This is a genomic window from Vitreimonas flagellata (assembly GCF_004634425.1).
GTDB classification, from domain to species: Bacteria; Pseudomonadota; Alphaproteobacteria; order Caulobacterales; family Aquidulcibacteraceae; genus Vitreimonas; species Vitreimonas flagellata.
Genome location: NZ_SBJL01000001.1, coordinates 611,732 through 624,343, shown reverse-complemented (window position 1 = coordinate 624,343; position 12,612 = coordinate 611,732). Strand labels below are relative to the sequence as shown.

The following is a 12,612-nucleotide window of genomic DNA, read 5'->3' as shown; positions in this document are numbered from 1 at the left end:
GCCTGTGAGCGTGCGCCGCGCGCGCGATGCGGAAAATCAGCAAGTCGCGGCAATCTTAACCGACGCCTTCGTGGACGAAGACGGCCTGAATTATTGGCTGCGGCAGGGCGCGGTGAAGGATCGCGTGCGCAAACGCTTCTTCGATGCAGCTGTGCGCGATGTCGTCCATCCGAAACGCGAATTGTGGATCGCTGAAGCGGATGGCCGGCAACTCGGCGCAGCACTTTGGCTGCCGCCCGGTGCGAAGGCGTTTGACTACAGCTTCATCGAAGAAGTGATGATGACGCCGCTATTGCTGTCGATCGCAGGCATCAAAGGCATGTCGCGCGCGCTCGATCTCGGCAAACGGCTTTCAGGCCACCACCCGCATGCGCCGCACGCGCATCTGAGCTTTCTCGGCGTGCATTCAAGCGCGCAAGGCCGTGGCGTGGGTTCTGCGATCTTGAAGCAAACACTGGCGCTCGTGGATGAGAAGGGGCTGCCTGCCTATCTGGAAGCGTCGACCCCGCGTAATGTCGCGCTCTATCAGCGCCACGGCTTTGAAATCACGGCGGAGTTCGAACTGCCGAGTTTGCATTTCTGGTGCATGACGCGCCTGCCGCGCTAGTCGCCCGGCTTCTCGCCAGCGGATTGCTCCTTTGTGCCGAGTGCATCGGCGAGACGTGTTTTCGCCGAGCCTGGGCGTAACGCCTTCTGTTGGCTCTCGTGCGGCGCCCACCCGGTGGCGGTGAGAATCTCAAACGTCGCGCGCACGCGGCGATCGTCATCGCTGAAGCGCGCGCGATAAATCTCGAACGCGCGCGCCAATATACGCCGGCTCAGGCCGCGCGGGCTGCGTTCGCTAAGCGCCGCCGTTTCGCCCATCGCACGCAGATCAGCCAACAAGCGCATGGGCTCACCATAGCTCACCACAACGACATCTCGATCCGCCGCCGGCAGCGCATAACCGGCACGCTGCAACAGGCCCGCAATGTCGTGTAAGTCCGCGAACGGCGCCACGCGCGGGCCGGCGCCGCCGGTGAGTTCAGATTCTGCTTCGATCAGCGCGAGCCGCAATTCCTGCAGCGTCTCGCCGCCAAACAGCGACGCCAGCAACAGGCCGTCCGGTTTCAAAGCCAGGCGCAATTGAATTAGCGCACCCGGCAGATCGTTGACCCAATGCAGCGCCAGCGGCGAGACGATTAGATCGAACGATTGCGCCGCATACGGCAGCTGCTCAGGATCGATTTCCGCCAAATCGGCCTCGATCACATGCCCAATCCGCGCCGCCAGCTCCGGCCGCGTGGCGATCGCTTCCGAGAATAGTCCGCCGCCGCCGAGCGCCAGCACGCGCGGGAACGGTCGCGGAACGGCTTCCAGCCGATCAGCCAAATCCGCCGCCACACGTTCGTGCAAAAACGAAGCATCGCGCAAGGTCGCGCGCGCGCGGCGCTTGCGCTGGCGGACAAGCCGTGGCTCGAATGGGCGGGGGGAGTTCATTGCGCGCATCCTATCGCCCAAGCGCTGTTTTCCGGAAACGCGGCGCGATCTCGCGGCTGTCGGACCTGATCTGGCCGCCGCGCTCGCTTTTGTCCGAGGACATCGTCGATCGCCCCGGCGTGATCGCGCCCGCGCTCTGGGGTGCGCTGCAATTCCTCGGCGATCGCCGCAACCGCTGCGGCTTCCCTTTTCCCGACGATCCCGGCCCGAATGGCGTTTGCGGCGCCCGCGCTGGTCGCGAGGTGGCTTACGACACGGCCCGCGCCGCGCTGGCTTATGACGATAACGCCCGCCGATTGGTGCTCGATCTCAAGAGCTTCGGCCGCCGCGACGGCCTGCCTGTCTTCGCCCGCTGGATGAGCGCGGCGGCCGGCGATGCGCTCCAGCGCGCCGATTTCATCGCGCCGACACCCATGCATTGGACCCGCCTCGCCGTGCGCAGCTTCAATCAAGCCGCCTGGCTCGCCCAGGCGCTTTCCCGCGCAAGCGGTAAGCCGTGGAAACCCGGCGCATTAGCGCGGGTGAAGCGGCGGAAGAGCCAAGCCGGGCTTTCCGCCTCGGAACGGCGCCGCCATGTGGGCGGCGCGATCAAGGCGCGGGGGCGCTATGCCGGAAAGGTAGTGCTTCTGGTGGATGACGTTTTCACCAAAGGGGCGACATTTGAGGCGTGCGCGCGGGCGCTGCGTAAATCTGGAGCTGCGGAAGTGCATGCCGTCACCCTGGCGCGTGTGGTCCGGCCAACAGATATTACCCTCTAGGAGGTGTTGAGTCGGTCATGCGGCCAGTCGTCGTTTATACCCGCGCCTATTGCGGTTATTGCGCCCGCGCCCTGGACCTGCTGCGCCGGAAGGGTGCGGCCGTTACGGAGATCGACGCAACGGGCGATCCCGACAAGCGCCAGGAAATGATCCAACGCTCCGGCCGCTTCACTTTCCCGCAAATCTTCGTCGGCGACACGCATGTGGGCGGTTGTGACGAATTGCACGCCCTGGAGCGTGACGGCGGGCTCGATGGGCTGCTAACAGGCGCTTGATGCGTAAACTCCGAACCGCCGTTGTCCAATTGCGCTCAGGGATTGAGCCGGCCGCTAACCGCGCCGCCGCGATGCCATTGCTGCGCGAGGCCGCGTCCGCTGGTGCGCGTTTCATTGCGACGCCGGAAAACACGACGCGCATGGATCGCAATCGCGAGCGCATGTTCGCGGCTGTAGGCCCGGAGAAGGGCGATCCGGACCTGCTGGCGTGGGGTCGCGCGGCGCAAGAACTCGGCGTGTGGTTGTTGATGGGGTCGGGCCCGATCGCGACGGGCGACGGCAAAGTGTTCAACCGTTCATTCTTCTTCGATCCCGACGGCAAAATCGTCGCGCGCTATGACAAGATCAATTTGTTCGACGTGACGCTCGGCGGCACGGAGAATTATCGCGAGAGCGACACCGTGCAGGGTGGGGACCAAGCTGTCGTCGTTGACGGCCCGATGGGCGCAAAGCTCGGCCTCACCATCTGCTACGACGTGCGCTTTGCGCCGCTTTACGCATCGCTTGCGCGGGCGGGCGCGGAGATTATCGCCGTGCCGGCGGCGTTCACGGTGCCAACTGGCCAAGCGCATTGGGAGATTTTGCTCCGCGCGCGCGCAATCGAAACTGGCTCGTTCGTGATCGCGCCCGCGCAAGGCGGACATCACGAAGATGGCCGCGCCACCTGGGGGCATTCGATGATCATCGATCCCTGGGGCAAGGTGCTGGCGCAGATCGACCATGACGAGCCGGGCATGATTATCGCTGATCTCGATCTCGACGAGGTCGCCGCCGCGCGTGCAAAAATTCCGGCGTGGCAAGGCGGGCGGGACTTCAGAACGCCATGATCCGCTACGATTTGCGGTGCGCGAACGGCGACGCGTTCGAAGCGTGGTTTGGCTCGATCGCTGATTACGACAAGCAAGCTGCGTCCGGCTTGGTCGAGTGCCCGCATTGCGGTTCCAAGCATGTCGAGAAAGCGCCAATGGCGCCGTCCGTGGTGACCGGCCGCAAGAAAGAGGCGCGTCAGGAGCGCGCCATCGCCATGGCGATGGCCGCTAAAGTGCGCGCGCACATCAAGGACAATTTCGACTATGTCGGCGACAAGTTCGCCGACGAAGCGCGGAAGATTCACACCGGCGAAAGCGACGAACGCGCGATCTGGGGTGAAGCGACGCTCAAGCAGGCGCAGGAGCTGGCCGAAGAGGGCATCGCAGCAGCCCCCCTACCAGCCGAACTCGCGCCGACGCCGCCGAAGAAGCTGAACTGACGTAGCCGGCCGTTGAGGGCGATCAATGCCGGTTGGGCGGCGTTAAGGCCATGTCCAGCGTGTGGATCCGAAGTTTCTCAAATACGCAGAGCAAAGCGCGCCGCGCTACACAAGTTACCCGACCGCGCCACACTTCAACGCGTCCGTCGATGGTGAAGTTTACCGTGACTGGCTTGGCGCGTTGCCGACGGAGGCTTCGCTCTCGTTCTACCTGCACACGCCGTATTGTCGTGAGATGTGCTGGTATTGCGGGTGCCACGCCTTCGCGGTGAAGCGCGACGAGCCGGTAGCGCAATTCGTGGAGGCGATCCAAGCCGAGATCGATGCCGTCGCCGCCGCAACGTCGGCGCGGCGCGTCGCGGAGATTCATTGGGGTGGCGGAACGCCGAATTCGCTGAGCCCCGAGCGCTTCGAGGCAATCGCAGCCCGGCTCGCGCAGCGCTTTGATCTAAGAGGCTGCGAACGTCATGCCGTTGAGATCGACCCGCGCTTGCTTACGTCGGCGCACGTCGCCACGATGGCGCGTATCCGCGTGAACCGCGCCTCGCTCGGCGTGCAGGATTTTGATGAGAGTGTGCAGCGCGTCATCGGCCGCGTGCAGCCGTTTGAGCAAGTGCGTGACGCGGTGGCGATGCTGCGGAATGCGGGCATCGAAGCGCTGAGCTTCGATCTAATGTACGGCTTGCCGCATCAAACGCTTGAAAGTGTGCGCCGCACAGCGGAGTTGGCGCTCTCGCTCAACCCAGCGCGCTTTTCCGTCTTCGGCTACGCCCACGTGCCGTGGTTCAAGACCCGCCAACGTTTGATCGACAGCGCATCGCTGCCGGGCGCCAGCGCGCGACATACGCTAGCGGAGACGATCCGCGAAACGCTAGCCGCCGCCGGCTATGTCGAGATCGGCTACGACCATTACGCGCGGCCGCAGGACCCAATCGCCGTCGCGGCGCGGGGCGGGAGGCTGGAGCGGAATTTCCAAGGCTTCGTGGAAACCGCCTGCGAGGCGCTCATCGGCCTTGGCCCCTCGGCCATTTCCACATTGCCCCAAGGTTACGCCCAGAACGAAGCCGAGGTCGGGGCCTGGCGGGCAGGCGTCATGGACAGCGGGTTCGCGACGAAGCGGGGCAAGGCGCTCACCGATGATGATCGCCGCCGGCGCGACTTGATCATGCGCCTGCTGTGTGACTTCAAACTCGATCTGGCCGAGCAGGGTGGGCTCGCAGCATACCCCGAGGCCGAGCCCGAACTTCTGCTGCTGGCGGCCGATGGGCTCGTCGAACTATCCAGAGATCGCATCACTATTCCCAAGCCCGGTCGCGCCTTCGCCCGCCTGGCGGCCCAAGCCTTCGACGCTTATCGGGATACCGGCGCGGCGCGGCATTCGCGGGCGGTGTAGGGCTGCGCTTGCCAGTCGCCCCCCGCCTCTCTATATCCCCCGCTCACTTCGCACGCGGGAGCGGCGGGGCGGTCTGAAAGCGGCCGTTTCCTCCATCCGGTCCAGGGGAACCTGGTCTCTCCCACGGCGGCAAACCGGAAAAGGAACGAACCTATGGCGCTGCCTGAATTCAGCATGCGTCAGCTCTTGGAAGCTGGCGCGCACTTTGGACACCAGACCCACCGCTGGAACCCGAAGATGGACCGCTACATCTTTGGCGAAAAGTCCAACATCCACATCCTCGATCTGTCGCAGACGGTGCCGTTGCTGCACCAAGCGCTGCTGAAGGTGCGTGAAGTCGCCGCGAAGGGCGGCCGCGTGCTGTTTGTCGGCACCAAGCGCCAAGCTGCGGAGCAGATCAAAGCCGCGGCACAACGCTCGGCCCAGTATTTCGTGAACTCGCGCTGGCTGGGCGGCACGCTGACGAATTGGCAAACGGTCTCGAAGTCGATCGCGCGCCTGCGCGAACTGCAAGCCATCATCGACGGCGGCGGCGTCGGCCTCACCAAGCGTGAAGTGCTGAACCTCACGCGTGAACGCGACAAGCTCGATCGTTCGCTCGGTGGTATCGCGCTGATGGGCGGCGTGCCGGATCTGATGTTCGTCATCGACACGAACAAGGAAGCGATCGCCATTCAGGAAGCCAAGAAGCTTGGCATCCCAGTGGTCGCGATCGTCGACAGCAATTGCGATCCCGACGAAGTCACGTTCCCGATTCCGGGCAATGACGACGCCGCGCGCGCGATCCAGCTCTATTGCGACCTGATCGCCGACGCGATCCTCGATGGTCTCACGGAGAACCAAGTCCGTGGCGGTCGTGACATCGGCGCTTCGGAACGTCCGCCGGTCGAGGCTGCCGTTCGCGAAGAGCGTCCGCCCGTCCCGGTCGAAAGCCCGATGGATGGCCCGACCGGCGCGAATTACTGACACGCACGCAAGCTCATTTGAGCGCGCGTCGAATGAGCCCGCTCGAAATTTAGGAGTGATAAAATGGCGGAAATTACCGCTGCGCTGGTCAAAGACCTGCGCGAAAAGACCGGCGTCGGCATGATGGATTGCAAGAAGGCGCTGTCGGAAACCAACGGCGATTTGGAAGCCGCTGTCGATTGGCTGCGCGCCAAGGGCTTGTCGAAAGCCGCGAAGAAAGCCGATCGCGCCGCTGCCGAAGGCATCGTCGCGATCGCAATCGCCGCCGACCACGGCACGGTGATCGAGCTCAACTCGGAAACCGATTTCGTCGCGCGCAACGCGGACTTCCAAAAGGCGGCTGGCGATTTTGCCAAACTGGCCTTGAAGGCGGCTGACCACGATGCGCTGCTGAACAGTGTGCACGAAGGCCAGAAGGTGTCGGAAGCGGTGACGCAACTCATCGCCACGATCGGCGAGAACATCACGCTTCGCCGTTCGGCGAAGCTGCAGGTCGAAAACGGCGTCATTGCCGCTTACGTCCACGCCAAAGTCGACGGCCAGGATCACCTTGGCCGCATTGCCGTGCTGGTGGCGCTTGAGTCCACGGGCAAGAAGGATGAGCTGGAAAGCTTTGGTAAGAAGCTCGCCATGCACATCGCTTCGGCCAACCCTTTGGCGCTCAGCGAAGCCGACATTCCGGCTGACCGGATCGAGCGCGAGAAGGCGGTTCTGCTCGAGCAGCTGAAGGAAGACCCGAAGGCCGCTGGCAAGCCGCAGCAAGTGCTGGACAAGATGATCGAAGGGCGTATGCGCAAATTCTTCGAGGAATCTGTGCTGACCAAGCAGGCGTTCATTCTGAACCCGGACCAGACGGTGGAGGCCGCTGTCGCCGACGCCGCTAAGGCGGCTGGCGCCCCGGTTGCGATCAAGGCGTTCGTCCGTTTCGGCGTTGGCGAAGGCGTCGAGAAGAAGGCGGACGATTTCGCGGCCGAAGTGGCGGCGATGTCGGGCCAAAAGAACTGAACCGGAAACTTATCGGCTAAGCTTTGAGGGCGCGGGATTGATCCCCGCGCCCTCTTTGCGTTGTGGATATGTTCCTCAACGCTACAACCCTATGAACTTGCGGCTGACTTTAGCGCCGCGCCTGGTCTATAGATTCTGTTCATGAGCCTCGCTGAACACCAAAGCCCCGCGCCGCGCATCTACAAGCGCGTGCTGTTGAAGATCTCCGGCGAAGCGCTGATGGGCGACGGCCAATACGGCATTGACCAAGCGACGTGCGAACGCATGGCGCACGAGGTCGTCGACGCCGTGAACGCCGGCACCGAGATGTGCCTTGTCATCGGCGGCGGCAATATTTTTCGTGGCATGCAGGGCGCGGCCAAAGGCATGGAGCGCGCAAGCGCCGATTATATGGGCATGCTGGCGACCGTGATGAACGCGCTCGCGATGCAGAACGCGATCGAAGCGATCGGCGGCCGCGCGCGTGTGCTCTCCGCGATCCCGATGGTGACGGTGTGCGAGCCGTACATTCGTCGCCGCGCCATGCGCCACATGGAGAAGGGCCGGATCGTGATCTTCGCCGCCGGCACCGGCAATCCGTTCTTCACGACAGATACGGCCGCTGCACTGCGCGCAGCGGAAATGGGTTGCGACGCGCTCTTTAAAGGCACGCAAGTCGATGGCGTCTATTCCGCCGATCCGAAAAAGGTGAAGGATGCGACGCGTTACGATCGTCTGACCTATCACGAAGTCATCGCGCGTGATCTGCGTGTGATGGACACGTCAGCGATCTCGCTCATGCGCGACAACGGCATTCCGATTGTCGTGTTCTCAATTCACACGCGCGGCGGCTTGGCGGATGTGCTCGCCGGCCGCGGCGTCTGCACCACCATTAGCGACTAAGGACCAAGAACATGGCCGCGCCTGCTCCTTTCAAACTCGACGACTACAAGAAGCGCATGGATGGCGCTTTGACCGCGCTTCAGGGCGAATTCGCCGGCTTGCGCACCGGCCGGGCGTCGCCGCAGCTGCTCGATCCCATCACGGTTGAAGTCTATGGTGCGGTGTCGCCGCTCAATCAGGTCGCCAGCGTCACCGTGCCGGAACCGCGCATGATCTCGGTGCAAGTGTGGGACAAGAGCGCCGTCAGCGCCGTCGATAAGGCGATCCGTTCATCGAGCCTTGGCCTCAATCCCATCATGGATGGCCAGACGCTGCGTATTCCGATCCCGCCGCTGACGGGCGAACGCCGCGCTGAGCTTGCGAAGGTCGCTGGCAAATATGCTGAGAGTGCGCGCGTTGCCGTGCGCAACGTCCGCCGTGATGCGATGGACCATTTGAAGAAGCTTGAGAAGGACCACGCGATCAGCGAGGACGAGCACAAGAAGCTTGGCGCTGATGTGCAGAAGGCCACCGATGAGATCATCAAGAAGATCGACGACGCCACGCGTCACAAGGAAGAGGAAATTACGCAGGTCTAGAACTGCGAATTAAGGTGATGGCGCCCGCCCCAAATCCAGCATCGGCTAAAGCGCCCCGCCACGTCGCCATTATCATGGACGGGAATGGTCGTTGGGCGAAGCAACGCGGACGGCCGCGCACGTTTGGTCACGCGGAGGGTGTCGAGGCATTGCGTCGTACGGTGGAGGCCGCAGGCGAACTCGGCGTGCAATATCTCACCGTGTTCGGCTTCTCGACCGAGAATTGGCGCCGCCCCGCCGAAGAAGTGAGTGCGCTGTTCGATCTCTTGCGCCTCTACGTGGCGCGCGATCTCGATAAGCTGGTGAAGGAAGGCGTGCGCGTCCGTGTCATTGGGGAACGCGAAGGCCTGCAGGCCGATATCGGCCAGATCATTGAAAACGCCGAAGCCAAGACGCGCTTCAACGACAAGCTCAATCTCATAATCGCGTTCAATTATGGCGGCCAGGATGAAATCGCGCGCGCGACGCGCCGTGTCGTCGCCGATGTGGCTGCGGGCAAGATCAAGGCGGACGACATCAATCCCGATACATTCGGCGCCTATTTGGACACGGCCGAATGGCCCGCGCCAGATCTCTTGATCCGCACGTCCTGTGAATATCGCTTGTCCAATTTCATGCTGTGGCAAGCGGCCTACACTGAGCTCGTGTTCACCGACACGTTGTGGCCGGACTTCGACAAACGCGCGCTGGAAAACGCGATCGCTGAGTACAATAAGCGCGAGCGCCGCTTCGGAGGGACAGAAGCTGTCGCCACCTGAAGCCGTCGATGCGCATCCCGCGCGGGGCGATTGGTCCGACTTGGGCGCGCGAATTGTGTCTGGCCTGGTGCTGGCGTCGGTAGGCGCAACGGCGGCATGGTTCGGGGGGCCGTGGCTGGCGGCGGCATGCGGCGCGGCTGTTGTGGCGATGAGCTACGAATGGGCGCGCATGAGCGAGCCCGAGCAATTGATCCCGGCCTTTCTGTTTTCGCTCGCGGGTTCGCTGGGCGCCGTGCTGTTCGCAAGCTGGCAACATCTACACTTCGCCGCGATTTGGCTGGTCGTGTGTTCGCTCGCGTCGGGTTTACGTCGGCGCACGCTGACGCATTTCATCGAAACCGCCGGCGGCGCGATCTATATCGGCTTTCCTGCCGCGATCTTTCTTTGGCTGCGCAATCGTGGGCCGGAAGGGCTGGAGACGATCCTCGCACTCTTCGCAATCATCTGGGCGGCGGACATCTTCGCGTATTTCGGCGGCAAGCTGCTTGGCGGGCCAAAGGTCGCGACCGGTCTTTCGCCGAACAAGACGTGGTCCGGCATCGTCGCCGGCATCTTGGCTGGGGCCGCCGCTGGCCTTGGCTGCGGCCTTCTGTTTCAAGCTGATCCCGAATTGCGCATGGCGTGGTTCATCGTCGGCGCCATCATCGGATTTACGGGGCTCATGGGCGATCTGTTCGAGTCATTTTTGAAACGCCGCTTCGGCGTGAAGGACGCCAGCCGTCTGATCCCCGGTCACGGTGGCGTGCTGGATCGCATCGATAGTCTGATGGCCGCATCGCTTCTCGTTGGCGCCGCGCTGGCGTTTGGACCGCGTGCGACCGCGCTCCTGTTTGGGAGCGGTCTGTGAAGCGCGCCATCTCAATCCTTGGCGTCACGGGCTCGATCGGCCAATCAACGATCGCCGTGGTCGATGAGCTGCGCGCGCAAGGGCAGGAGATTGAGGTAGAGGCTGTGACGGCTGGCCAAAACCTTGTGGGCCTGGTCGAAGCCTGTCGCGCGCTGAAGCCCAAATTCGCCGCTGTTTCAGAGCCGTCGATGCTGACAGAGGCGCGCGAGGCGCTGGCGGGATTGAGCGTCGAGGTCGGGGCGGGGGAATCAGCGTTGCAGGAAGCCGGCGCTCGGCCCGCCGAATGGGTGATGTCCGCCATCGTGGGCGCGGCCGGTTTGGCCCCAACGATGGCTGCCGTCCGCCGCGGAGCCACCGTTGCACTGGCGAACAAGGAATGCCTGGTCTGCGCCGGCCCGCTCTTTATCGAGGCCGCCAGGGCGCATGGTGCGCGGCTGTTGCCGGTCGATTCCGAGCACAACGCCATCTTCCAGGTGCTCACTCACCCAGAGCGGGTGGAGAAGCTGACGCTTACCGCGTCCGGCGGGCCGTTCCGAACCGCCAGCCACGAGACCATGGCCGTCGCGACGCCTGAACAAGCCTGCGCCCACCCCAAATGGAGCATGGGCCGAAAAATATCCGTCGATAGCGCCACCCTCATGAATAAAGGGCTGGAGCTGATCGAGGCGTCCTATCTCTTTGGTTTTGGCTCGGATTCCATTGACGTCATCGTGCACCCGCAAAGCACGATCCATAGCCTTGTGCATTATGTAGATGGCTCGGTGCTGGCCCAGATGGCCACGCCGGACATGCGCATTCCGATCGCCTACGCCCTGGCCTGGCCGGACCGGGCGAGGGTCTCCACGGCCCGGCTGGACCTCTCGACCATCGGTTCGCTCACTTTTGAAGCGCCCGACGCCGCCCGTTTTCCCGCGCTGGGCCTCTGCCGGGCCGCGCTCAACGCCGGCGCGGCCGCCACCACAGCCCTCAGCGCCGCCAATGAGGTGGCTGTGGAGGCGTTCCTGGCCCGTCGCATCGGCTTTCTCGACATTTGCCGCACGGTCGAAGAGGCTCTGACTGAGCTGGAGGGGGCTGAGTCAGGGCTTATCGCAAATTCGCCCACATCGTTCGATCAGGTGGCGGCGGTGGATCGAGCCGCGCGGGATGCTGCGCGGCGGATTGCGGGAAGCCTGGCGGCAGCCTAAACGGCTGACAGCGCTCCAAGAAACAGAGGCGCGGAGGAACCCGGGCGAATGGACGTATTGCAGAACATCCTGACCTACGCCGGCTCGTTCGTGCTGGTGCTGAGCGTCGTCGTGTTCGTCCATGAGTTCGGCCATTTCCAAGTCGCCCGCTGGCGCGGCGTCGCCATCGACACGTTCTCGATCGGTTTCGGCAAAACCCTCGTCAGCTGGCGCGACAAGCAGGGCGTCGAATGGAAGATCGGCGCGCTGCCGCTCGGCGGCTATGTGAAGTTCGCCGACGACGCCGATGCGATGTCCACCGCCCCGCGCGAGAAGATCGAAACTCCCGAGGCGCTCGCCGCTGCGCGCGCCAAGGGTCTCTTCCACGCGCAGCCACTGTCCACGCGCTCAATGGTGGTCGCCGCTGGCCCGTTCACGAATTTCGTCTTCTCCATTCTCGCGTTCGCGCTGCTCGCACTCATTATGGGCCGCGAGACGACTGACCCGAATTCCATTCCTGCACGCATAGCGACAGTCGCGGCAAACTCAGCGGCGCAGAGCGCGGGCCTTCAACCCGGCGACGTGATTGTCAGCATCGATGGCGTCACAGTGCGCAATTTCTCTGAGCTGCAGGCGCAAGTCGCGCCCGCTGCCGGCCGCGAACTCGCCGTGGTGATCGAGCGCGATGGTTCACAACAACAATTGCAGATGACGCCGACCCGCGCCGACAATGGCCGCGCCATCCTCGGCGTGAGCGGTCCGCTGCCGCTTGAGTCCGAGCGCGTCATCGAACGCTTCGGCCCGCTTGAAGCGATCGGCCAAGGCGCAGCGAACACCTGGGGCATCATCGCTCAAACTGGCGAATATATCGGCGCGATTTTCTCGGGCCGTGAGTCGGGCGATCAGATCGCGGGCCCGCTCGGCATTATCAACGTGTCGGGCCAAGTTGCATCATCTGCGCTGAGCGCAGGTTCGGATGACACTACGATCGGCGATCGGCTCGGCATGCTTGCGCTCTCGCTGCTCAATCTTGCCGCCGTGCTATCGGTGGCGGTGGGCTTTGTGAACTTGCTGCCGATTCCGATCCTGGATGGCGGCCATTTGCTTTTCTACGGCATCGAGGCGCTGCGCGGTGGGAAGCCGCTGCCGCCGTCGGCGCAGGAATGGGCCTATCGGGCCGGATTCGCCGTGATGGCGAGTTTGTTTTTGTTTGCCACCTGGAACGACATCACCAGACTCTTTCCAGGGGTGCAGTAACA

At 63.6% G+C, this 12,612-nt stretch carries 15 protein-coding genes; 14 read left to right on the top strand and 1 reads right to left on the bottom strand.

The features are described 5' to 3' along the window. Nucleotides 1-4 precede the first annotated feature (4 nt). Entirely contained in the window at nucleotides 5-607 is a 603-nt protein-coding gene (locus EPJ54_RS03090; protein WP_167755545.1) for a GNAT family N-acetyltransferase, read from the top strand. Here the strand turns inward: EPJ54_RS03090 and EPJ54_RS03085 are convergent. Next, on the bottom strand, nucleotides 604-1,479 hold the full coding sequence (locus tag EPJ54_RS03085; protein ID WP_135210196.1) for a methyltransferase domain-containing protein: 876 nt from the start codon (nucleotides 1,477-1,479) through the stop codon (nucleotides 604-606). The genes EPJ54_RS03090 and EPJ54_RS03085 overlap by 4 nt on opposite strands. Between EPJ54_RS03085 and EPJ54_RS03080 the strand changes: the two genes are divergently transcribed. From EPJ54_RS03080 to rseP, 13 genes are all read left to right on the top strand, one after another. After that, a complete protein-coding gene (locus tag EPJ54_RS03080; RefSeq protein WP_239590734.1) occupies nucleotides 1,479-2,237 on the top strand; it encodes a ComF family protein in 759 nt (252 codons plus the stop codon). The two genes, EPJ54_RS03085 and EPJ54_RS03080, sit on opposite strands and share 1 nt — an antisense overlap. Nucleotides 2,238-2,254: 17 nt before the next feature. After that, nucleotides 2,255-2,512, top strand: a complete 258-nt coding sequence (grxC, locus tag EPJ54_RS03075; protein WP_135210194.1) for a glutaredoxin 3 — start codon at nucleotides 2,255-2,257, stop codon at nucleotides 2,510-2,512. Further along, nucleotides 2,512-3,339, top strand: coding sequence for a carbon-nitrogen hydrolase family protein (locus tag EPJ54_RS03070; protein ID WP_135210193.1), 828 nt, complete (start codon nucleotides 2,512-2,514; stop codon nucleotides 3,337-3,339). The genes grxC and EPJ54_RS03070 overlap by 1 nt, the downstream gene beginning before the upstream one ends. After that, a complete protein-coding gene (locus EPJ54_RS03065; protein ID WP_135210192.1) occupies nucleotides 3,336-3,761 on the top strand; it encodes a DUF1178 family protein in 426 nt (141 codons plus the stop codon). Before EPJ54_RS03070 ends, EPJ54_RS03065 begins: the two co-directional genes overlap by 4 nt. Before the next feature lie 61 nt (nucleotides 3,762-3,822). Continuing rightward, on the top strand, nucleotides 3,823-5,154 hold the full coding sequence (hemN, locus tag EPJ54_RS03060; protein ID WP_135210191.1) for an oxygen-independent coproporphyrinogen III oxidase: 1,332 nt from the start codon (nucleotides 3,823-3,825) through the stop codon (nucleotides 5,152-5,154). A gap of 153 nt (nucleotides 5,155-5,307) precedes the next feature. After that, nucleotides 5,308-6,120: a 30S ribosomal protein S2 gene (gene rpsB / locus EPJ54_RS03055; protein WP_135210190.1), complete on the top strand. Its 813-nt coding sequence runs from the start codon at nucleotides 5,308-5,310 to the stop codon at nucleotides 6,118-6,120. Between the two features lie 63 nt (nucleotides 6,121-6,183). Further along, the gene (tsf, locus tag EPJ54_RS03050; protein WP_135210189.1) at nucleotides 6,184-7,125 is read left to right on the top strand and encodes a translation elongation factor Ts; all 942 of its coding nucleotides are present in this window, start codon (nucleotides 6,184-6,186) and stop codon (nucleotides 7,123-7,125) included. 141 nt (nucleotides 7,126-7,266) lie between these two features. Then, nucleotides 7,267-8,007, top strand: coding sequence for a UMP kinase (gene pyrH / locus EPJ54_RS03045; protein WP_135210188.1), 741 nt, complete (start codon nucleotides 7,267-7,269; stop codon nucleotides 8,005-8,007). Between the two features lie 11 nt (nucleotides 8,008-8,018). Next, nucleotides 8,019-8,585: a ribosome recycling factor gene (gene frr / locus EPJ54_RS03040; protein ID WP_135210187.1), complete on the top strand. Its 567-nt coding sequence runs from the start codon at nucleotides 8,019-8,021 to the stop codon at nucleotides 8,583-8,585. Between the two features lie 17 nt (nucleotides 8,586-8,602). Next, entirely contained in the window at nucleotides 8,603-9,343 is a 741-nt protein-coding gene (locus EPJ54_RS03035; RefSeq protein ID WP_135210186.1) for an isoprenyl transferase, read from the top strand. A 55-nt stretch (nucleotides 9,344-9,398) separates the two neighbouring features. Further along, a complete protein-coding gene (locus EPJ54_RS03030) occupies nucleotides 9,399-10,190 on the top strand; it encodes a phosphatidate cytidylyltransferase (protein ID WP_167755544.1) in 792 nt (263 codons plus the stop codon). Next, nucleotides 10,187-11,374, top strand: coding sequence for a 1-deoxy-D-xylulose-5-phosphate reductoisomerase (gene dxr, locus EPJ54_RS03025; RefSeq protein ID WP_135210184.1), 1,188 nt, complete (start codon nucleotides 10,187-10,189; stop codon nucleotides 11,372-11,374). The genes EPJ54_RS03030 and dxr overlap by 4 nt, the downstream gene beginning before the upstream one ends. A 48-nt stretch (nucleotides 11,375-11,422) precedes the next feature. Continuing rightward, nucleotides 11,423-12,610, top strand: coding sequence for an RIP metalloprotease RseP (gene rseP / locus EPJ54_RS03020; RefSeq protein WP_135210183.1), 1,188 nt, complete (start codon nucleotides 11,423-11,425; stop codon nucleotides 12,608-12,610). The last annotated feature ends 2 nt before the right edge of the window (nucleotides 12,611-12,612 follow it).

Coding starts and splice junctions, on each gene's coding strand:
- EPJ54_RS03085 (WP_135210196.1), bottom strand. CDS start 1,479: ATGAACTCCCCCCGCCCATTCGAGCCACGGCTTGTCCGCCAGCGCAAG.
- grxC (WP_135210194.1), top strand. CDS start 2,255: ATGCGGCCAGTCGTCGTTTATACCCGCGCCTATTGCGGTTATTGCGCC.
- EPJ54_RS03070 (WP_135210193.1), top strand. CDS start 2,512: ATGCGTAAACTCCGAACCGCCGTTGTCCAATTGCGCTCAGGGATTGAG.
- EPJ54_RS03065 (WP_135210192.1), top strand. CDS start 3,336: ATGATCCGCTACGATTTGCGGTGCGCGAACGGCGACGCGTTCGAAGCG.
- rpsB (WP_135210190.1), top strand. CDS start 5,308: ATGGCGCTGCCTGAATTCAGCATGCGTCAGCTCTTGGAAGCTGGCGCG.
- tsf (WP_135210189.1), top strand. CDS start 6,184: ATGGCGGAAATTACCGCTGCGCTGGTCAAAGACCTGCGCGAAAAGACC.
- pyrH (WP_135210188.1), top strand. CDS start 7,267: ATGAGCCTCGCTGAACACCAAAGCCCCGCGCCGCGCATCTACAAGCGC.
- frr (WP_135210187.1), top strand. CDS start 8,019: ATGGCCGCGCCTGCTCCTTTCAAACTCGACGACTACAAGAAGCGCATG.
- EPJ54_RS03035 (WP_135210186.1), top strand. CDS start 8,603: ATGGCGCCCGCCCCAAATCCAGCATCGGCTAAAGCGCCCCGCCACGTC.
- rseP (WP_135210183.1), top strand. CDS start 11,423: ATGGACGTATTGCAGAACATCCTGACCTACGCCGGCTCGTTCGTGCTG.